This window comes from Paraburkholderia sp. (assembly GCF_047605525.1).
In the GTDB taxonomy this organism is placed as follows: Bacteria; Pseudomonadota; Gammaproteobacteria; order Burkholderiales; family Burkholderiaceae; genus Paraburkholderia.
Genome location: NZ_JASGFN010000002.1, coordinates 261,350 through 282,040 on the forward strand (window position 1 = coordinate 261,350; position 20,691 = coordinate 282,040).

At 66.6% G+C, this 20,691-nt stretch carries 17 protein-coding genes; 7 read left to right on the forward strand and 10 right to left on the reverse strand.

The features are described 5' to 3' along the window. Positions 1–67: 67 nt before the first annotated feature. Both QM685_RS03540 and QM685_RS03545 read left to right on the forward strand, forming a co-directional pair. Positions 68–1,705: a GMC family oxidoreductase gene (locus QM685_RS03540; RefSeq protein ID WP_415112775.1), complete on the forward strand. Its 1,638-nt coding sequence runs from the start codon at positions 68–70 to the stop codon at positions 1,703–1,705. A gap of 142 nt (positions 1,706–1,847) precedes the next feature. Further along, positions 1,848–3,167: an MFS transporter gene (locus QM685_RS03545; protein WP_415112777.1), complete on the forward strand. Its 1,320-nt coding sequence runs from the start codon at positions 1,848–1,850 to the stop codon at positions 3,165–3,167. 44 nt (positions 3,168–3,211) lie between these two features. Here the strand turns inward: QM685_RS03545 and QM685_RS03550 are convergent, their stop codons facing one another. The 4 genes from QM685_RS03550 to QM685_RS03565 form a co-directional block, all read right to left on the reverse strand. Beyond that, positions 3,212–4,219, reverse strand: a complete 1,008-nt coding sequence (locus tag QM685_RS03550; RefSeq protein WP_415112779.1) for a CobW family GTP-binding protein — start codon at positions 4,217–4,219, stop codon at positions 3,212–3,214. Continuing rightward, on the reverse strand, positions 4,216–5,919 hold the full coding sequence (locus QM685_RS03555) for an amidohydrolase (RefSeq protein WP_415112781.1): 1,704 nt from the start codon (positions 5,917–5,919) through the stop codon (positions 4,216–4,218). The genes QM685_RS03550 and QM685_RS03555 overlap by 4 nt, the downstream gene beginning before the upstream one ends. A 15-nt stretch (positions 5,920–5,934) precedes the next feature. Continuing rightward, positions 5,935–7,347, reverse strand: coding sequence for a sodium:solute symporter family protein (locus tag QM685_RS03560; RefSeq protein ID WP_415112783.1), 1,413 nt, complete (start codon positions 7,345–7,347; stop codon positions 5,935–5,937). 75 nt (positions 7,348–7,422) lie between these two features. Next, positions 7,423–7,623: a DUF3311 domain-containing protein gene (locus QM685_RS03565; protein WP_415113108.1), complete on the reverse strand. Its 201-nt coding sequence runs from the start codon at positions 7,621–7,623 to the stop codon at positions 7,423–7,425. 244 nt (positions 7,624–7,867) lie between these two features. On the opposite strand from QM685_RS03565, the gene QM685_RS03570 reads away from it, so the two are divergent. Beyond that, positions 7,868–8,785, forward strand: a complete 918-nt coding sequence (locus QM685_RS03570) for an NAD(P)-dependent oxidoreductase (RefSeq protein WP_415112785.1) — start codon at positions 7,868–7,870, stop codon at positions 8,783–8,785. Positions 8,786–8,827: 42 nt separating this feature from the next. Here QM685_RS03570 and QM685_RS03575 read toward each other — a convergent pair whose 3' ends face one another. The 3 genes from QM685_RS03575 to sauS form a co-directional block, all read right to left on the reverse strand. Beyond that, positions 8,828–10,210 (reverse strand): MFS transporter, encoded by a 1,383-nt coding sequence (locus tag QM685_RS03575; RefSeq protein ID WP_415112787.1) that lies wholly within the window; start codon positions 10,208–10,210, stop codon positions 8,828–8,830. Positions 10,211–10,276: 66 nt separating this feature from the next. Beyond that, a complete protein-coding gene (locus QM685_RS03580) occupies positions 10,277–11,902 on the reverse strand; it encodes an AMP-binding protein (RefSeq protein WP_415112789.1) in 1,626 nt (541 codons plus the stop codon). Further along, on the reverse strand, positions 11,899–13,344 hold the full coding sequence (gene sauS, locus QM685_RS03585; protein WP_415112791.1) for an acylating sulfoacetaldehyde dehydrogenase: 1,446 nt from the start codon (positions 13,342–13,344) through the stop codon (positions 11,899–11,901). The genes QM685_RS03580 and sauS overlap by 4 nt, the downstream gene beginning before the upstream one ends. Positions 13,345–13,575: 231 nt before the next feature. On the opposite strand from sauS, the gene QM685_RS03590 reads away from it, so the two are divergent. The 3 genes from QM685_RS03590 to QM685_RS03600 all read left to right on the forward strand — a co-directional run bounded on the left by QM685_RS03590 (position 13,576) and on the right by QM685_RS03600 (position 15,951). After that, positions 13,576–14,340, forward strand: coding sequence for an IclR family transcriptional regulator (locus tag QM685_RS03590; RefSeq protein ID WP_415112793.1), 765 nt, complete (start codon positions 13,576–13,578; stop codon positions 14,338–14,340). A gap of 132 nt (positions 14,341–14,472) precedes the next feature. Further along, the gene (locus QM685_RS03595) at positions 14,473–14,850 is read left to right on the forward strand and encodes an NUDIX hydrolase (RefSeq protein ID WP_415112795.1); all 378 of its coding nucleotides are present in this window, start codon (positions 14,473–14,475) and stop codon (positions 14,848–14,850) included. A 153-nt stretch (positions 14,851–15,003) separates the two neighbouring features. Beyond that, positions 15,004–15,951: a TauD/TfdA dioxygenase family protein gene (locus QM685_RS03600; RefSeq protein WP_415112797.1), complete on the forward strand. Its 948-nt coding sequence runs from the start codon at positions 15,004–15,006 to the stop codon at positions 15,949–15,951. A gap of 175 nt (positions 15,952–16,126) precedes the next feature. Here QM685_RS03600 and QM685_RS03605 read toward each other — a convergent pair whose 3' ends face one another. From QM685_RS03605 to QM685_RS03615, 3 genes are read right to left on the reverse strand one after another with little or no spacing between them, the layout of a single operon-like run. Beyond that, positions 16,127–16,705, reverse strand: coding sequence for a c-type cytochrome (locus QM685_RS03605; protein WP_415112799.1), 579 nt, complete (start codon positions 16,703–16,705; stop codon positions 16,127–16,129). Next, the gene (gene soxC / locus QM685_RS03610; RefSeq protein ID WP_415112801.1) at positions 16,698–17,972 is read right to left on the reverse strand and encodes a sulfite dehydrogenase; all 1,275 of its coding nucleotides are present in this window, start codon (positions 17,970–17,972) and stop codon (positions 16,698–16,700) included. The genes QM685_RS03605 and soxC overlap by 8 nt, the downstream gene beginning before the upstream one ends. 12 nt (positions 17,973–17,984) lie before the next feature. Beyond that, on the reverse strand, positions 17,985–19,322 hold the full coding sequence (locus tag QM685_RS03615) for an LLM class flavin-dependent oxidoreductase (protein ID WP_415112803.1): 1,338 nt from the start codon (positions 19,320–19,322) through the stop codon (positions 17,985–17,987). A gap of 289 nt (positions 19,323–19,611) precedes the next feature. Between QM685_RS03615 and QM685_RS03620 the strand changes: the two genes are divergently transcribed. Then, the gene (locus QM685_RS03620) at positions 19,612–20,679 is read left to right on the forward strand and encodes an ABC transporter substrate-binding protein (RefSeq protein ID WP_415112805.1); all 1,068 of its coding nucleotides are present in this window, start codon (positions 19,612–19,614) and stop codon (positions 20,677–20,679) included. Positions 20,680–20,691: the final 12 nt, after the last annotated feature.

Genomic DNA, 20,691 nt, shown 5'->3' on the forward strand with positions numbered 1-20,691 from the left:
CATCCCCGACATTGATCCGAAAAGGCGGCACGTTATGCCGCGGCTGGATTTCGAGGAGACGGGATTCATGGATCACGAGGTCGACTACCTGATCGTCGGCGCCGGATCGGCCGGTTGCGTGCTCGCCAACCGGCTGAGCGCCGACGCGCGCAACGCCGTGCTGCTGCTCGAAGCGGGCGGCGAGGACAGCAATCCGTGGATCCACGTGCCGGTCGGTTACTTCAAGACCATGCACGACCCGGCGCTCGACTGGTGCTATCGCACCGAGCCGGACGAAGGCGTGGCCGGCCGGCAGATCGACTGGCCGCGCGGCAAGGTGCTCGGCGGCTCGAGCTCGCTCAACGGCCTGCTCTACGTGCGCGGACAGCGTGAGGATTACGATCGCTGGGCGGCACTCGGCAATCGCGGCTGGAGTTATGCCGAGGTTCTTCCCTTTTTCAGGAAGTCCGAGGATCAGGAGCGCGGCGCGAACGCGTGGCACGGCGTGGGCGGCCCGCTGAAGGTTTCCGATCTGCGCTTGCGCCGGCCCATCGCCGATCATTTCATCGCGGCCGCGCAGGACATCGGCATCCCGCTCAATGACGACTACAACGGCGCGGTCCAGGAAGGCGTCGGCTACTTCCAGCAAACGGCGTACAAGGGCTTTCGGTGGAGTACCGCGAAGGGCTTTCTCAAACCCGCGCGCAAACGTAGCAATCTGATCGTGGAAACGCGGGCGCAGGCAAGCCGGATCCTGTTCGAAGGACGCCGCGCGGTGGGCGTGGAGTATTTGCAGGACGGCGTGCACAAGCGCGCGCGGGCGCGCGTCGAGGTCATTCTCGCTTCCGGCGCGATCGGCTCGCCGCAGATTCTTCAGCACTCCGGCATTGGCCCCGCGCAGGTATTGCGCAATGCCGGCGTGCCCGTGCTGCACGATCTGCCGGGCGTCGGTCAGAACCTGCAGGACCATCTCCAAGTGCGGCTCGTGTTCCGCACGCGCGAACGCACGCTCAACGACGAGGTCAACCATCCGCTGCGCAAGGCGTGGATCGGGCTGCAATACGCGCTCTGGCGCACCGGGCCGCTCACGCTGGCCGCGAGCCAGGTGGCGATCTTCACGCGCTCGAACCCCGCGGTCGAGCGCCCGGACATCCAGTTCCACATGCAGCCGCTGAGCGCCGACAAACCCGGCCACGGCGCACATCCGTTCTCGGCATTCACCGCGTCGGTCTGCCAGCTCAGGCCGTATAGCCGGGGCAGCGTCGAAATCCGCTCGGCCGACCCGTTCGAGTATCCCGCTATTCGCGCCAACTATCTGTCCGATCCGCGCGACCATCCGGTCGTGATCGGCGGCATTCGGGTCGCGCGCCGCATCGCCGCCGCGCCGTCGCTTGCGCCGCACATCGTGTCCGAGTTCGTGCCGGGCGCCCAGTATCAGAGCGACACCGAATTGCTGGACGCGGCGCGCCGCTTCAGCCAGTCCATCTATCACCCCGCCGGAACCTGCAGGATGGGCCACGACGCGACGGCCGTCGTCGACGACCGGCTCAACGTGCATGGCCTCGCCGCGCTGCGCGTGGTCGATGCGTCGATCATGCCGGAGCTCGTCTCCGGCAACACGAACGCCCCCGTGATCATGATCGCCGAGAAGGCCGCCGACATGATTCTCGAGGACCACTCGGCGCTCGCCCGGCCGCAACGGGAGTACGCCGAGGCACACCCCTGACGCGAGCGCGCCGGGGTTCATGCAGTACATGCAGCAGCACATGCAGGACAGCAAGGACACGCAGCAAATAAAAGACATCCACGAAAACATCAGCTTTTCAGGGAACCGCGCCATGCGAGGCGCGCCCCTCAAGGAGACAGCCATGAACGCATTGCCCCGCACCGACGCCCGGCAGATGAGGCGCGTGGTCGTCGCGAGCCTGATCGGCGCGACCATCGAGTGGTACGACTTCTTTCTCTACGGCGTCGTCGCCGGCATCGTCTTCAACAAGCTGTATTTCCCGAGCGGCGATCCCCTCATTTCGACGATGCTCGCCTACGGCACCTTCGCGGTAGGATTTCTGAGCCGTCCGCTCGGCGGCATCGTCTTCGGCCACTTCGGCGATAGGCTCGGCCGCAAGAGCATGCTGATCCTGACGCTCTCGATCATGGGCGTCGCCACCGTGCTGATCGGCGCGGTGCCGACCTATGCGCGGATCGGCCTGTGGGCGCCCGCGCTCCTGCTCATCCTGCGCATCGCGCAAGGCCTGGGCCTCGGCGGCGAGTGGGGCGGCGCCGTGCTGATGGCGTTCGAGTACGCGCCCGAGGGCAAGCGAGGCTTCTATGCGAGCATTCCGCAGATCGGCCTCGCGATCGGGCTATGCCTCGCATCGGGCGTGGTCGCGGTCCTTTCGTCGCTGCTCAGCAACGAGCAGTTTCTCGCGTGGGGCTGGCGCCTTGCGTTCTTCCTCTCCTTCGCGCTCGTGGTGATCGGCATGTATATCCGCCTGCGCGTGCTGGAAACGCCCGAGTTCGAACGCGTAAAGCAGGAAGGCGCCGAAATCCGCGTGCCGATCGCCGAAGTGCTCGCACGCTATCCCGGCAACGTGCTCGCGGGCATGGGCGCGCGCTTCATCGACGGCGTGTTCTTCAACGTGTTCGCCGTCTTCACGATCGCCTACCTCACGCAGACGATCAAGCTCTCGCGCACCGACGCGCTGCTCGCGGTCATGGCCGCCGCCTTCACGATGATCTTCACGATCCCGTTCTTCGGCCGCCTGTCGGATCGCATCGGCAGAACGCGCATCTACTTCTGGGGATCGCTCTTCACCGGTTTTTCGTCGTTCTTCGGCTTCTGGCTCATGAAGCACAGCGGCGGCTCGCCCGCGCTCGTGTGGATCGCGGTGATCATTCCGCTCGGCGTCATCTACGCTTCCGTCTACGGGCCCGAGGCGGCGCTCTTCGCGGAGCTGTTCGACGCGAACGTGCGCTACTCCGGCATCTCGTTCGTCTATCAGTTTTCCGGCATCTTCGCGAGCGGCATCAGCCCGATCATCGCGACGTGGCTCTTGCAACGCAACGGCGGGGATCCGTGGCTGATCTGCGTCTATACGATGTTCGCGGGTCTCATAAGCGCGCTCTCGGCCGCGTGGGTGGGCCGCCGGCATCATTCGCGGCGCCTCGCCATGAGCGGGATGCGATGAGTCGTCGTCGTTCGTGAGGGTGCGGACGTTCGATACCGCGCTCGCTACCCGGCGGCATGGGCGCGGCACGCGAGCAATCCGTCGCGCAGCATCGCTTCGGTTTCCGTATCGATGAATCCGATGAAGACGATCACGCCCTCTGCCGCTTCGCCTGCATGCTCACCCTGCGTGGGCGGCGTCAGGCGCAGACGGCGCGCCGCGACCTGGCACACGCGCGTGCTCACGCAGCCCTGTGCATCCACCACGCGCACGAAGCCCTTCGCGCGCAGGATCGTGCGCGGCAGCGCCTTGAGCCACGCACGCAGGCGCGGCTTGTCCAGCACGTCGGGCGCGGCGAGCGTCACGCTCGCGAAGGTGGGAAACGCGCCCGCCCCCGAACCGACAGGCCGGTGCTGCCAGCGGGCGGCATCGGCGAGCGCGCGGGTTGGCGGAACGCTCGCGTCGAACAGCAGCGCGAGCGGCACGCGCCCATGATCCGCGGCCACGACGATGTCGGTGGCCGCGAGCGCGCGCACGTCCGAGACCGCGCGCTCGCGCGCCTCGGGCGCGATCAGGTCGAGTTTCGTGACGATCACCGCGCTCGCGCTTTCGATCTGCTGCTGTGCCATCGCGCCGACGAGCGGATCGACGAGCGTGCGCACGAGCTCCGGCGCATCCACGACCACGAGCACCGCCGTGAGACGAAACGCGCCGTCGAGCAGGCCCACCTGGGCGATCTTCGCCGGATCCGACACGCCGCTCGCCTCGATCAGCAGAAGGTCCGGCCGCTCCTCGCGCGCGGCGACGCGCGCGAGGGCATCGACGAGCGCGCCGCCGATCGTGCAGCAGATGCAGCCGTTGTCGAGCTCGATCACGTCGTCGCTGCGCGCGCGCACGAGCCGCGCGTCGATGTTCACGGCGCCGAAGTCGTTGACGAGCACCGCAATGCGCTTGCCATGCGGCGCCGCCAGCAGATGGTTGAGCACCGTGGTCTTGCCCGCGCCGAGGTAGCCGCCGATCACCGCGAGGTCGATCGGCGCGCGCACTGCCGGCGGCGTGACAGCAGTGTTCATTGCGGCGCGCGCATGATGCGTCCGCCGAGCACCGTGCCCCACACCGGCACGTCCTTCAGACGCTCGGGCGCACAGGTGCTCGGGTCGGCGTCGAGCACCGCGAAATCGGCGAACTTGCCCACCTCGATGCTACCGATCAGATGATCGAGACGCAGCGTGTACGCGGCGCCGAGCGTGATCGCGTGCAGCGCCTCCGCAACGGTGAGCCGCTCCGCCTCGCCCAGCACGCGCCCCGACGCCGTCTCGCGCCGCACCGCGCACCAGGCGGTGAAAAGCGGGCTCAACGCCGTGATGGGCGCGTCCGAATGCAGCGCGAACGGAATCCCCATGCGTTGCGCCGAGCCGGCCGGGTCCATGCGGTTCGCGCGGTCCGGACCGATGGTCTGGCTGTAGTGCGCATCGCCCCAGTAGTAAAGGTGGTTCGCGAACAGGTTCACGCACAGGCCCAGTGCGCGGATGCGCCGCAATTGCGCCGCGTCCGCCATCTGGCAGTGCTGCAGCGTGTGGCGGTGATCGGGCCGCGGATGCCGCGCGAGAAGCGTCGCGAGCGCGTCGAGCACGACCTCGGTCGCTTCGTCGCCGTTCGTGTGGATATGCAGTTGCAGCCCCGCGCAATGGTACGGCTCGAACACCTCGACCAGTTGCGCGGGCGGAATCAGCCACAGGCCGTTGGGCTGCCCGCCCGCATAGCCGGGCCAGCGCACCCGCGCGGTGAAGCCCTGGATCGATCCATCGACGATGAACTTCACCGGCCCGAAGCGCAGCTTGTCGGTGTTGCCCGCCAGCGCCTCCAGCACGCCGGCCGGGCTTTGCGCGGGATTACGCTGCGGCGCGAACGCGGGCACGATGCGCACCGGGTAGTCGGGGTCGGCGGTGACGCCGTGCAAGGTGCGGTTGCCCTCGGGCGACAGATCGTTCACGAGATCGGTCGCCGTCGTCACCCCCGCGAGCTGCGCGATGCGGCCGAAATTCCAGACCGCGTGCGGCTTTTCGCCGGCCGCGATCGCGAGCTTGCCGCCGATCACCTGGTAGACCGGGAACATCGCCGCGAACTCCTGCAGCTCACCCGTGGGCTGCCCTTGCGCGTCGCGCGCGATGCCGTCGACGTCGGTGTCCTCGTCGATGCCGGCGAGCGCGAGCATCGCGCCATTCACGTTCATCAAATGCACGCTCGCATGGAGGATCGCGATCGGGCGGCGCGCCGAGACCGTGTCCAGTTCGCGCGTCGTCAGGCGTGCCGCGCCGAAGTAGATCGGATCGAAGCCCCATGCGAGCAGCGGCCCGTCGTCGGTCATCGCGCGTTCGGCTTCGCGGAGACGTTCGAGCACCGCGTCGAGCGTGCGCAGGCCGCGCCACAGCGTGCCGTCCGGGCCGCGCCGGTCGTAGTAGCCCAAGTAGACCGCATCCCATACCGCGCCTTCCATCAGGTGGCAGTGCCCTTCCACGAGTCCGGGCATCAGCACCTTGTCGCGCAGCGTGTCGTCCCGTGCGCAGAGGCCGAATTGCGCGTCCCACCGCGCGGCGTCCTCGCTCGTGCCCACCGCCAGAATGCGGCCGTCGCGCACGGCCACGTGCGTCGCGTGCGGCTGGCCCGGGTTGAGCGTGAGGATGCGGCGCGCCACGAAAACCGTGACCGGGCCGGCCGGATCGCCGGACTGAAGCGACGAAGATGACGAAGGCGACGAGGCGTGCGGATTCATCGACAGGTTCAACTCCTATGAATGACGGTGAAGCGGATCGGGTATCTCATAGCGGCGCCCGGACGGCCGCAGCAGGATATGCCCCATGAAGACTACGAGCACGTTCACGCCAAGGCACACGAGCCCGAGATTGATGCCGCCGAAGCCGATGTGCAGCGCGTAGCACACGATCGCAAGGCCCTGCCCGCAGACGATGCCGGCCGCCACCGCGCCCGGCCGCACCTGGCGCCCGGCGAGCAGGATCAGCATGCCGGGGAAAAACTGCGTGATGCCGTAGTAGGTCGTGTTGATGAGCGAGAGCATGAGGTTCGGCGTGAGCAGCGTGGTGGCGATCGACACCAGCAGGTACGCCACGATCACGAATTTCGCGGTGCGCTTCTGGCGCGCCTCGGGCAGGTTCGGTATGAGGTTGCGCGTGACGATCGGCCCGATCGCGAGACAGATCCCCGCCAGCACGAGCAGCCCCGAGAGCGCGGCGCCCGCCGCGACGAGGCCGAGCAGCCAGTCGGGAAGCAGGTGGACGGCGGCCGCGAAGAAGGCGTCGTTGGGCGAGGCGAGCTTGAGGTTCGCACTGATCGCATAGTACGAGGCCACCACGAGAAATGGGTACATCAACATGTAGAGCGGCATCGCGATCTGGGTGCGGCGGATCGTGTTGGGCCCGCGCGCCGTGAAGAAGCCCTGCGCCGCGAACGGCATCATGTAGAAGCCGAGCGACTGGAACAGCATCGTGCTCATGGAGAAGCGCAGTTGCGGCGGCGTCATCGCGTTGCTCACCTGATGGCTCGCGGCATGGAAGACCGCGTGCGTGCCGCCGGCCATCCACGCGGCGGCCACGCCCGTCACGACGATCGCGAGCAGCATCAGGATGTCCTTGAGCACGGCGATCCAGGCGGAGGCGCGCACGCCGGAGATAGCGATATAGGTGAAGGCGAGCGCGGCGCAGACGACGATCAGCCAGACCGGCTGAACGTGCCAGCCGAGTCCCTTGAGCGCGGCGGCGAGGCCGGTGAACTGCAACTCGCCCCACGGAATCAGGAACAGGATGGACGAGCCCGCGACGATCAGCTCGAGCATGCGGCTGCGGTAATGACCCTTGAAGAGATCCGCCTGCGTGATGGCGTTGTACTGCTTGCCGACCTCCCAGATGCGCGGGCCGATGAAATAGCCGATGGGATAGGCCAGCAGGATGTAGCCGAGGAACCAGATGCCATAGGTCGGCCCTTTCGCGTAGATGCCGCCCGGAAAGCCGACCATCGTGCCGATGCTGTAGATCTCGCCGGCCGTCAGGAAGAACACGAGCGCGACGCCGAACTGGCGCGACGCGACGAAAAAGTCGTGCACGCTCTGCTTGCCGTGGCCGCGCCGGGAGCGAATCGCGAGATATAGCGAAAAGGCGATCAGGAGCGAGAAAACAAATGTGGACATACGCGGCTCTCCAGGGTGGAGACGGTGGAATGAGCGGCGGCGCCGCTCAGAGGCTGTCTGCGCGGCTGACGGGCGCTAGTTCCCGTTCGCGTAGCGATGCCGGTCGAAGCAGCGCCAGCAGACGAGAAGGCATCCGGAGGTCAGCAGGAACCAGGCGAAGATCCACGCGTAGATAAAGGGCACGCCGAAGACGTAGCGGTCCTGCGCGGCCACCCACGGCAGCGCGCCGATGACGCCCAGAAAAGGGAGGCCGATTCCGATCAGATACCTGAGCATCCTTGTCTCCTTGTGAGTCTTGAGCGCCTTGCCCTGGTCCCATGCAAGGCACGCCGAGCCGTCGTTGCCGTATCGAGTATCGGCGCTCAAAAACACGCGCGGCTAGTGCCAGATGCGCACTATCGTTGAGTCCAATTTCGCGCGCGGGCGCCGCAACCGGCACGAGAACCGCCTTCTGGCGCCGCGCCGATAGCTGAGATAATGAAGGCCGCCTCAGCCTCAAACCCCACCCCAAGGAGCCACTGTGAGTCAATCTTCAACCTCGTCCGCCCCCGATCAGGTACGCCGTGTCGCGTTCCTGGGCCTCGGCGTGATGGGCCATCCGATGGCCGGTCATCTCGCCCGTGCCGGGCTCGACGTCACGGTCTACAACCGCACCGCTGAAAAGGCCGCGCAATGGGTCGCCGAATACGGCGGCCGCGCGGCCGCCACGCCGCGCGAAGCGGCCGAGGGCGCCGAACTGGTGCTCGCCTGCGTCGGCAACGACGACGACCTGCGCAGCATCACGCTCGGCGCGGATGGCGCGTTCGCCGGCATGGCGCGCGACGCGCTGTTCGCCGACCATACGACCGCCTCCGCGAACGTCGCGCGCGAACTCTCGGCGCGCGCCGCCGAGCATGGGCTGCATTTCATCGACGCCCCGGTCTCGGGCGGCCAGGCGGGCGCGCAGAACGGCAAGCTGACGATCATGTGCGGCGGCGAAACCGCCGCCTTCGAGCGCGCGAAGCCCACGCTCGCCCACTACGCGGCGGCCGTGACGCTGGTGGGCCCGGCGGGCGCGGGCCAGCTCGCCAAGATGGTCAATCAGATCTGCATCGCCGGCCTCGTGCAGGGGCTTTCCGAGGCGATCAACTTCGGCGAGCACGCGGGGCTCGACATGGCGCTCGTGCTCGACGTGATCGGCAAGGGCGCCGCCGCGAGCTGGCAGATGGACAACCGCGGCAAGACGATGATGGCCAACAGGTTCGACTTCGGCTTCGCGGTGGACTGGATGCGCAAGGATCTCGGTTTCTGCCTCGACGAAGCGAAGCGCAACGGCGCGGCGCTGCCGGTCACCGCGCTCGTCGACCAGTTCTACGGCGACGTGCAGCGCCTCGGCGGCAGCCGCTTCGATACGTCGAGTCTCATCTGGCGCCTGCGCAAGCTCGACGGCGGCGCATAGAGCCTGCCCGCGCGGCTTCGCCCCGCGCGTTGTCCGCCGGGCTCAGCGCCACCAGCGCAGCGGCCGCCGCAGCGTGTGCCGTTCGAGCCGTACCGTCGGCATGCCGTCGAGGAACGCAAAGGCGCCGGCCTCCTGCGCGCCTTCGCGCCGCTCGCGTTCCTCGTCGGCCTCGACCGTGCGGGCCGTATCGATGAAAAACGCCGCGATGATGCCTAGCGCCAGCAATCCCGCCGAGATCATGAACGGCACGTTATAGCTGCCGGTGTGCTGGATCAGGTAGCCGAACACGACCGGCGAGACCATCCCCGCGACGCCGAAGCCCGTGTTCATCATGCCGCCCGCCGTGCCGGCGTACTTGCCGGCGATGTCGAGCGGCAGCGTCCACAGCACCGGATTCGTGATCTCGAGAAAGAAGAACGACGCGCACAGCAGCAGCACCGCGACGATCGGATCGGAGACCGACACCATCGGCAGCAGGAAGGCGAGCGAGCCGCCCATGCCGCCCACGAGCACCGCGCAGCGCGCGAAGCGCAGCCGGCCGGTCCACTTGAAGAGCCGGTCCGACACCACGCCGCCGAGCGTGTCGCCCACCACGCCGGCCAGCAGCGGCAGCGCCGTGAAAAGCGCAAGCTGCTTGAGATCGAAGCCGCGCGACTCCTTCAGATACGACGGCAGCCAGGTCAGATAGACCCACAGCAGCCAGCCATAGCAGAAGTCGACGAACGTGACGAGCCACATGCGCCGCACGAGCTTGCGCCACGGCGTGGCCGCGTGTTTCGCGCGGTCGCAGTCGCCCCGGCGATAACCGATCTCGGCGGTCTCCTCGGGCGTGACGCGCCGGTTCTGCTCCGGCGAGTTCGTGAATACGCAGAGGTAGAGCACCGTCCACATGAGGCTCACGATGCCGAGCAGGATGAACGCGTCGCGCCAGCCGCGAGTGGCCACTACCGCGAGCACGAGCGGCGGCGTGACGGCGCCGCCCAGGCGCGCGAAGCTGTGCGTGATGCCCTGCGCGAAACCGCGTTCGCCCACCGGCATCCAGTACGTGAAAGCGCGCGTCGCGGTGGGAAACGCCCCGCCCTCGCCGACGCCGAGCGCGAAGCGCAGCCCCACCAACATCGCCACGCTGCCGGCAAAGCCGGTGGCGAGCGTCGCCGCGCCCCAGATCAACGACAGCACGGTGAGTACGAGCTTGGGGCCGAGCTTGTCCGAGAGCCAGCCGCCGACGATCTGCATGACCGCGTACGGATAGGCGAACGCGGAAAACACGAGCCCGAGCTGCACCGCGCTCAGGCCCATTTCGTGGCGGATCAGCGGTCCCGCGACCGCGATGTTCACGCGGTCGATGTACGAGATGAAGTACATCAGACACATGACCGCGAGAATGATATGGCGCGTCTTGACGCGCTGCGCGTGCTGTTTCATGTCGTCGTCTCCTGAGTCTCTCTTTTTTGCCGGCTGGCCGGATGCGCGTAGGCGCGTGGGCGTGCATCAGCCCGAGGGCGGCGCCACCAGCTTCAGACGCTGGACCTTGCCCGACGGGCCACGCGGCAGTTCGCTCACGAAGCGGAACTCTCGCGGCGTCTTGTAGCGGCCCAGCTCGCGCAGGCAGTGCGCGCGCAGCTCCGCCGCATCGGGCGGGCCGTGCCAGTGGGCCTCGCGCGGCACCACGAACGCGACGATCTCCTGCCCGTAGGCGGGATCGGGCACGCCCACCGCCGCCGCGTCGAGCACGCCGGGATGGCGCAGCAGCGCCTCGTCGATCTCGCGCGGCGCGATGTTCTCGCCGCCCTTGATGATCAGTTCCTTCGAGCGGCCGTTGATGTAGAAGTAACCTTCGTCGTCGCGATAGCCCAGATCGCCGGTGCGCAGCCAGCCATCGGCGGTGAACGCTTTCGCGGTGTCCTCGCGGCGCTTGTAGTAGCCGCGCATGACCTGAGCGCCGCGCAGCACGATTTCGCCGCACTCGTTCGGCCCGCACTCGCGCCCGTCGCGGTCGATCACGCGCGCTTCGCTGCCCGAGGGCAGGCCGATGCTGCCGATCCTGCGCAGCGATACGTCGTACGGGTTGCTGAAAACGGGCGCGGCGGTCTCGGTCATCCCCATGGTCTCGATCACGCCGATGCCGAAGCGCGCCTCGAACGCGCGGTGATGGTCGGCCGGCAGCGCCGCGGACGCGCTGCGGCAGAACTTGAGCGCCGACAGGTCGAGCCCGTCCGGTTCATCGCCATTGAGGAGATAGGCGACGATCGTCGGCACCACATTGATCCACGTGCAGCCATAGCTGGCGGCGGCGCGCCAGAACGTGCGGGCCGAGAAGCGCGGCGTCAGCACGACCGAGCCCGCGTGCCAGAGCGGCGCGAGCAAGGTCACGACGAGACCGTTGATGTGATAGAGCGGCAGCGAAGCCAGCACGCGGTCATCGGCGGCGAGGCGGTGCTCGACGCTGATGTTGCGCGCGTTCGCGCACAGGTTCTCGTGACTCAGCAGCACGCCCTTCGGCGCACCGGTCGTACCCGACGTGTACATCAGGAGGGCGATGTCGGCGCCGGTGCAAGCGGGCCGGGCGTGGGTGTCCGCCGGCGCCGGATCGGCGCCCGCAACATCGGCGGCCGTCGTTTCGAGTGCCGGCAATACCGGCAGCGCGACCGCATCCGGTTCCGTCTGCACGAGCGCGATGTCGCGTGTCACGCCCTGCTCGCGCAGCACGGCGAGCGCCGCCGCGAGCGCGGCGCCGGTCTGCGCGCTCGCGAAAATCATCCGCGTATCCGAGTGTTCGACGATGTAGGCGAGCTGGGAGACCTGGCAAAGCAGATTGAGCGGATGCGCAATCAGTCCGCTGTACATCGCGCCGAGCAGGAGCGTGGCGGTCTGGACGCCGTTGCCCATCAGGACCGACACGACGTCGCCCGGCTTGAGGCCGGCGTCGCGAAAGCGGATCTCGAGCACCCGGCAATGCTCGAGCAACGCGCCGAAGGTGAGCGTCGCGCCGGTCTCGGTAACCTGGCCGGCGACCGCGTCCGCCTCTTCGTCGGGCGCCGCCAGCAGGAAGGGCTTGTCCGGGTACTGCACCGCGCGCGCTTCGATCAGCGCACGGATCGTCGCGGGCGCGCTCATTGACCGAACCTCCGGAAATAGTCGCCGAGCAACGCGTCGAGTTCGGGCACCTGCTCCGCGATCGGATACGCGATGCGCGTGATATTCAGGTACTGACGAAAGCCGAGATTGTCCGAAAAGTTGTTGCGCCCCCACGTTCCGCACCCCATCGAGAGCGAGAACGGCAGGCCGTTGTCGAAGTTGCCACCCGTCGCGAAGCAGTGCGCCTGGTTGACGATCACACGCGCCACCGGCAGCGTCGAGCCCAGCCTCACGGCTTCGTGCGGCTCGCCGGTGTGCAGGCCGACCGAGTGGCCCGCTCCCATGTACGCATAGAGGCTGCGCACGGTATCCGCGGCAGCGTCGAAATCGCGCGCGCGGTAGACCGTGAGCACGGGCGCGAGCTTCTCGCCCGAAAACGGATAGCTCGCCCCGAAGCCGCTTTCCTCAACCATCAGGAACGCGGGCTCGCGCGTCGCCACCTCGTCGAGGCCCGCGGTGCGCGCGATCTGCGTCGCGGATTTCGCGGTGCAGCGCGCGGACAGCTTGCCGTCGGTCCACATCGCGGCCTGCAACCGCGACTTTTGCCGGGCGTCGAGCAGCACGCCGCCGCAGGCGGCCAGCTCGCGCAGCATGGCGTCGTAGACCGCGTCCTCGATCACGACACTGTTCTCCGACGAGCAGCTCGTCGCGTAGTCGAAGGTCTTCGACGCGGCGATCTTGTGCGCCGCGTCGCGAAGGTTTGCCGTGCTCGTGACGAGCGACGCCACGTTGCCCGCGCCGACGCCAAACGCCGGCGTGCCGCTGGTGTAGGCCATCCGCACGTTCGCCTGCGAGCCGGTGGCGACCACGAGGTCGGCCTCACGCATCAGCGCGGCCGTGGCGGCCTTGTCCACCGGCGCGGACAGCATCTGCACGAGCGCCGGGTCGAGCCCCGCCTTCGCGAACTGCGCGTGGATGAAACCGATCAGCGTCTCGCACGCGCCATAGCCTTTCGGCGAGGGCGCGACGATGACCGCATTGCCGCATTTGAGCGCGTTGATGATCTTGTTGGCCGGCGTCGCGGCCGGATTGGTGGAGGGCGTGATCGCCGCCACCACCCCGACCGCGCGCGCGATCTCGACGATGCCCGTCGCCTCGTCCCGCGCGATCACGCCGCAGGTCTTCCTGCCGTGCAGGTCACGCAGCAGCCCGAGCGTCTTGCGGTAGTTCTTGCGGAACTTGTCTTCGACGTTGCCGAGGCCGGTGTCGCGCACCGCCTGCTCCGCGAGCTCGCGGTTTCGCGCGGGCTCCATGATCGCCCATGCCGCCGCGGCAGCGGCGGTATCGAGCGTTTGCTGCCCGGCGAACTCGAAGGCCTGCTGCGCGGCGCGCGCGCGCGCGACGAGCGCGGAGATCCGCTCGGCCGGCGCGTCGGATAGGCTCGCGCCGCCGCTCTCGACAATGGTGTCTTTCACATGCATCTACGGCACTCCCGATCGATGAATTGGCTGTACTGCCAATCTATTCATCGGTAAGCGCCCGCGAGTCCCGATTCCCGCGAAATCGGCGACAGACGGCGGCACAGACGAGGAACTTGCAATTTTCGGGACTTTCTCCAGTCCCGAAAATTGCGCGGTGAGATGCACAATGGCGCTACGCGGTAAACCGACCGCGATGAACACATGATGAACACATAGGGCAGGAGACAACGCGTGTCCACCTCGAACCAATCGAATGCGGCGGCGGTACGCGCGTTCCGCGTACTGGAAACGCTCGCCCTCGCGGGGCGCCCTTTGGCGATGACGGATCTGGTGCACGCGCTCGATCTGCCCAAGCAGACCGTGCACCGGATACTCGCGCAGCTTACCGACGCGTGGCTCGTCACGCGCGGCGCCAACGACAAGCTATACGAGTGTTCGGCGCGCGTGAGAATGATGGCGGTGAACGTGCTGATGCATGCGGGGCCGGCGGCCGCGCGGCATCTGCTGCTCGAGGAGCTTGTCGAAAAGATCGGCGAGACGTGCAACCTGACCATGCTCGCGGGAAATGACGTGGTGTACGTCGACCGCGTGGAGACCGAATGGCCGCTGCGCATGCATCTCCAGCCGGGCTCGCACGTGCCGCTGCACTGCTCGGCAAGCGGCAAGCTGCTGTTGAGCTTTCTGCCCAAGGAGCGCCGCGAGCGCGTGATCGAAACGCTGCCGCTGCGTGCCCATTCGGAGCGCACCATCACCGACCGCGACGTATTGCGCAAGGAACTGGCCGTGACGCGCCGCCGCCAGCTCGCGATCAACAATCAGGAGCATCTGCAGGGCTTGATCGCGATCGCCGTTCCGGTGATGCTGGACCGCAATCGCGCCTGCGCGGCGATCGCCGTCCAGGCGCCGGTCGGGCGCGTCGCGCTCGACGACCTGCTCGCGTTCGTGCCCGATCTGCGGCGGGCCGCGGCTGAAACCGCGAAGACGTTCCGCGAGTAAGGGCGCGCGGCGCGTCGGCGGCCTTGGCGCGTTGTTTGCTTCCGACGAAAGCCGTAGCGGGGAGACGCCGGACTCGCCACCAACGCGCGCGGCACTCACCCGCCACTATGGCAATGCACTCAACACACGAGCATGAAAGACCGAGCAACTATCGTATGCTGGCAACGCGGCAGAATTCTTCTCGTCGAACGTGGACGATCACGCTGGTCGTTGCCCGGCGGCACGATTCGACGTGACGAATCCCCCGCGGATGCCGCGAGACGCGAACTATCCGAGGAAACGACCCTCACGTTGGATGAGCTTGGCTATCTTTTCCAGTTCGGCGGCCTGAACAAGCGACATCACGTGTTTTTTACAATACTGCCGGACGATGCGCGGCCAGAACCTGCCAACGAAATCCTCAGATGCCGCTGGTTTCGTCTTCGCAAAATGTCGACGCTGATCACCAGCGTGCCGACGCGGGAAATCGTGAAGCTCCTGTTCGACTCTTCGTCGCCCGATGCGCGCTGAGGCGCCGCGCACGATCCGGCCGCCTGCATGTGCAGCGTTGCTCATTTTCATATACGCATTGATTGGTTGGATTCAGGCACTGGCGAATTTAACGTGAACGTCCGCGGCCCATGAGCCGACACCGGTTACGTTTCTCTTTTCCAGGAGCCTCGCATGAGCGCAGCCGCATTGCATGAAGTACAGCCGATCGACGTCAAACCGCTATCCGCACATATCGGCGCCGAGATTCACGGCATCGATCTGACGCGGAAACTGGCGCCGGGCCAGGTCGCGCAGATTCGTGCGGCGTTGCTGAAATGGCGTGTGGTGTTTTTCCGCGAGCAGTTTCTCACGCATGAGCAGCACATCGCGTTCGCCGCTCAATTCGGCGAACTGACGCTGGGGCATCCGGTGTTCGGACACGTCGAAGATCATCCCGAGGTCTATTCGATTTCGAAGTACCGCAAGGCGACGCGCTTCGAAGGTCAGGCGCTGTTGCGTCCATGGAGCGGCTGGCATACGGACGTGACCGCGGCGCTCAATCCGCCGTGGGCGTCGATTCTGCGGGGCGTCACCATCCCGCCGTATGGCGGCGACACGCAATGGACCAATCTGGCGATCGCCTACGAGAAGCTGTCGAAGCCGCTGCGGACTTTCGTCGACGGCTTGCGTGGCATTCATCGTTTCACGCCGCCGGCCGGCGCGACCGGCACCGACGCCTTTGTCAAAGCCGTCGAGCAGCGTACGCTCGTCACCGAACATCCGCTCGTCAGGGTTCATCCGGAAACAGGCGAACGGGTGCTCTACGTGAGTCCGAGTTTTCTGAAGTCGATCGTCGACGTGACGCCGCGCGAAAGCCAGGCGCTGCTCGAACTGTTATGGGAACACGCGACACGGCCCGAATTCACCGTGCGCTTCAAATGGGAAGCCGGCAGCGTCGCGTTCTGGGACAACCGCAGCACCGCGCACCTCGCGCCCACGGACATTTTCGATCTCGACTTCGATCGGCAGTTGTATCGCACGACGCTCGTCGGCGATGTGCCGGTGGGTCCCGACGGGCGGCAATCGGTGGCGATCGAAGGCTCGCCTGTCGGCGCGGCGGCTGCGGTTGCGCTGAATTGATGCGGCGGTGCGGATGCGGGGGGCGGGGCCGGTACATTCGTCGTCACGAGTGCCGGCTTGTTGGCAAAACGATCGGCGTTCGGCGCTTCGCCCGATAGCCGCGCCCGCGCGCGGACCTGAAGCAGCCGGCACCCGCTGGCCGGCCGCCGGTCATGCCGACGATCGCGTCGACGCGTTAGAGCCGTCCCGGACGTGGATCGGCGACGAAGCCATTGCGGTTGGGCATCACCACGAGCGGCAACGATGCGGCGTCGAGCCGCGTATCGGCGGGGACGATGCCGTTCTGGTTGAGCAGGAACGCGCTGAGCGCATATACGTCGTCGGCGGACAGCGATTCCGGTTCGTTGTACGGCATCGCGCGACGGATATAGTCGAACAGCGTCGTTGCATAAGGCCAGTAGCTCCCTACCGTGCGCTTCGGCTTCGCACTGGCGAGCGTGCCTCGGCCGCCGACCAGCGGATCGCCGAGACCGCCTTCGCCGAGCGCGCCGTGACACATCGCGCACTTCGCCGCAAAAAGACGCGCACCAGTGGCGACGTCGCCACTGCCCGCCGGCAGGCCCCGGCCATCCGGCGCGACGTCGATGTTCCAGGCGGCAAGCTCCCGCTCGCCGAGCGGTGTGCCGATGCCGTGGCCCGCTGCCGTGCTCCGGGCATCCGGCGCGATCGACGAACATGCGGCCAGCGCCGTCAACGCCAGTAAGGAGCCCAGCGCCACGCGCACGAGCATCTGCTGCGAGCGGCCGTCACGCATTGCGCACCTCGCCGCTCGCGTCGACGCGCCATGACTGGATCGCGTTGTAGTGGTACTGCGAGTTCAGGCCGCGCGCGGCGACGAGTTCCGCACGCGTCGGCTGCACGTAGCCGGTCGAATCGGTGGCGCGCGACAGAATCGCGGCGGCGCCGCCGTCCCACTGCCAATCCGCGTGAAAACGCGTGAGCGCGCGATCGTGAATCACGCCGTCGAGGCGCGCGAGCCGCCAGCTCGCGCCGCCGTCGGTCGACACTTCGACCTTGCGGATCGTCCCGCGCCCCGACCATGCGAGCCCGGTGATCGGATAGTAGCCGTGCGTGGTGAGGCGATGCCCCGGCGACGGCCGCGTGATCACCGACTTCGCATCCATCTCGAACACGAATTGTCGCGCGCTGCCGTTGGCGAGCAGACTCGTGTATTTCGAGGTTTCCTCGCGCGTTTGCAACGGCGCGTCGACGACCTTGAGCCGACGCAACCACTTGACGTTCGTATTGCCCTCGAAGCCCGGCACGATCAGACGCAACGGATAACCGTTCTCCGGACGCAAGCGTTCGCCGTTCTGCGCATATACGACGAGCGCGCGCTCGAGTATCCGCTCGAGCGGCAAGCTGCGCGTCATCGCCGCCGCGTCGGCACCCTCGGCCAGCAGCCAGCCGTTCGCCGCATCGATCGGCTTCAGGAGACCGCCCACTTCGTCGAGCAACGTCGACAGCCGCACGCCGGTCCATTCGCAGCACGACAGCAGACCATGCGTGAGTTGTACCGGCAAGCCGCTCGGACCATTCCATTCGCTGCCGGTATTGCCGGAACATTCGAGAAAATGAATGCGCGATTCGGACGGCAGGCGCAGCAGGTCGTCCATCGTGAACAGCTTCGGCGTTCGTACGAAGCCGTGAATCGCCAATCGATGCTGATCGGGATGAATGTCCGGCACGCCGCCATGATGGCGCTCGTAAGTCAGACCGTTAGGCGTGAGCGTGCCGTGCAGATCGGCCAGCGGCGTCATCGACGAAGCCGCGCCGGGCAACGGCCACGCGCGTGCGCTACGCCGCACGACATCTGCTTCGTACGGCGACGGCACCCCATACGGATGGTCGAGTATCGGCGCACCCGGCACGCGACTCGACGGTGCGATCTCCAGTGGCTTGAGCAGCTCGGCGGCCGTCGCGGCTTGCGATGCGACGAGACTGCCCGCGGCGAGCCGGCCAAGCAGCCGCCGGCGCATGCGCGAAGAAGGCGAAGCCAACGCGAACCGCTGCAAATCCATGTCGCGCCTCATCTAGCGCACCCGAACCGCGGGTCGCCGCAAGCCCAGGTTTTCGCGCAACGTGCGGCCCTCGTACTCTTCGCGGAACAGGCCGCGCTGGCGCAATTCGGGCAGCACGAGTTCGACGAAATCGGTGAGGCCGTCCGGCAACACCGGTGGCATCACGTTGAAACCGTCGGCGCCGTAATGCACGAAACGCTCTTCGAGTTGATCGACGATTTGCGCGGGCGTGCCGACCAGTTGCCAGTGACCGCGCGCGCCCGCCACCCGCAGATAAAGCTGCCGGATCGTCAGATTTTCGCGGCGCGCCAGTTCGAGCGTCAGCCATTGCCGGCTCTTGCTCGCATTGGTGTCCGGCAGCGGCGGAATCGGGCCATCGAGCGGATAGGCGGACAGATCGAAGCCGCCAGTCAACCCGGAGACCAGCGCGAGTCCGACCGCGGGATCGACGAGCGACTGCAACTCGTCGAATTTCTCGCGCGCCTCGCTCTCGCTGCGGCCGACAATCGGCAGAACCCCCGGCATGATCTTCAGATCGTCCGGGCGACGGCCATGAGTTTCGAGGCGCCCCTTCACATCGGCGTAGAAATCCACCGCGTCCTGCAAGGTTTGCTGCGCCGTAAAGATGACCTCGGCCGTTCTCGCCGCGAGATCGCGGCCCGCTTCGGACGATCCCGCCTGAACCACGACCGGATGTCCCTGCGGAGCGCGCGCGACGTTCAACGGCCCCTTCACCTGAAAGAAGCGTCCCTTGTGATCCAGCACGTGGCGCTTCGCCGGCTCGAAGAAGCGCCCCGCGGCCTTGTCGCGCACGAATGCATCGTCATCCCAACTGTCCCACAGCCCCGTGGTGACCGCCGCGAACTCGGCGGCCCGTTCGTAGCGTTCGGCGTGATCGAAATGCGTGTCGCGGTTGAAGTTCTTCGCTTCGTGCTCGCTCGACGACGTGACGAGATTCCAGCCCGCGCGTCCGCCGCTGATGTGATCGAGCGACGCGAATTTGCGGGCAATGTGATACGGCTCGTTGAAGCTCGTCGATGCGGTGCCGACGAGCCCGATTCGTTCAGTCACCGCCGCGAGCGCCGACAACAGCGTAATGGGCTCGAACTGCGCGACGTAGCTGTGCGCGGTGCGGCTCAGAAAGTCGACGTTGTCGCCGCGTGTGCCCACGCCGTCGGCCAGAAAGACGAGATCGAACTTCGCGGCCTCGGCTGCCTGCGCGAGCTGCACGTAGTGGCGGAAATTCACGCCGGCGTCCGCCTGTGCCCGAGGATGCCGCCATGCGGCAATGTGATGTCCGGCGGGATAAAGGAAAGCGCCGAGGCGCAGGTGTCCGTTGCGTCTGCTCATGAGCGTGTCACGAATTCAATTCAATGGGACCGACGTGAAATGCGCTGACGTTAGCGGGCACTGAGGCGAACCGCAACCAAGCAAAGCTCATAACGTTATGAGCAATGACCAGCGAGGAAACGGGCCACGCGAACCGGGCGCATGACGTCGCCGATCGCGATCGGCACGCAAATGACAACCGCCGATAACGATTCGACGATTCGTTATTGGAGCGCGCGGCCGCGCCTTTCTATACTCGATTGCGCTTTGCACCTGGCGTGCGCGGCCCCCTCGTTCCACCACGGAAACCATGCGCTATTTCAAGCTCCTGAAATCCCTTGCGGTATGCGCCGCGCTGACCACTGCCACGCTTCACGCGCATGCCGACAAGCTCTCCGTCATTCGCATCGGCGTCGCGCAGCAAGGCGCGGGCGATCCGCCCACGTTCGGCGGCTCGCCCGCCGCGACCGTGCAGTTGCAGCAGTTGCTCGAAAAAGAATTCGCGGCGGATGGCATCAAGGTGCAGTGGCTCTTCTTCAAAGGCGCGGGTCCCGCCGTGAACGAAGCGATCGCCGACAAGTCGCTCGATTTCGCGTTTCAAGGCGACCTGCCGTCGGTACTCGCTCGCGCCAATGGTTTGAAGACGCATATCCTGCTCGAATCCGGTGTTCGGGTCGGCATCAAGATTGCCGTGCCGCCGGATTCCGACGTCCATACGATCAAGGACCTCAAGGGGCGTCGCGTCGCTCTCTTTCGCGGCACCAATCTGCAGCTCGTCGCCGATAATGCGCTCGCCGCGAACCAGCTCGACGAACGCGACCTGCGCGTGATCAATCTCGATACCGCCAGCGCGCTCGCGGCGCTGGCCTCGAAAGGCATCGACGCGTCGGTCAACGATTACCACGTATACAAGCTGCGCGACGAAGGTCTGGCCAAAGTCGTCTACGAGTCCCAGACCGATGGCCCGCAATTCACGCGGCAATCCCATCTGCTCGTGCTCGACGATTTCGAACAGGCTCATCCGGATGTCGTGCAGCGCGTCGTCAACGCATTCGTCAAGGGCGCGCAGTGGTCGTCCGACGAAAACAACCGCGATGCGCTGTTCAGGCTGTGGGCGAAAAGCGGCGTGAGCTATGCATCGTGGCAGGCCGAATTCGCACACCAAACGCTCAAGGACCGTAACTCGCCGCTGATCGATCCGTTCATCGTCGCGCGCTACAAGGCAGTCGCCCAGGATGCGCTGAAGCTGAAGCTGATTCGCCAGCCCGTCGAAGTCGATACGTGGTTCGAGCCGCGTTATCTGGACAACGCGTTGCACGCGCAAAAACTCGACCATTACTGGACACGCTACGACGCGGCCGGCAAGCCGCTCAGCTAACGGGATGGGTCC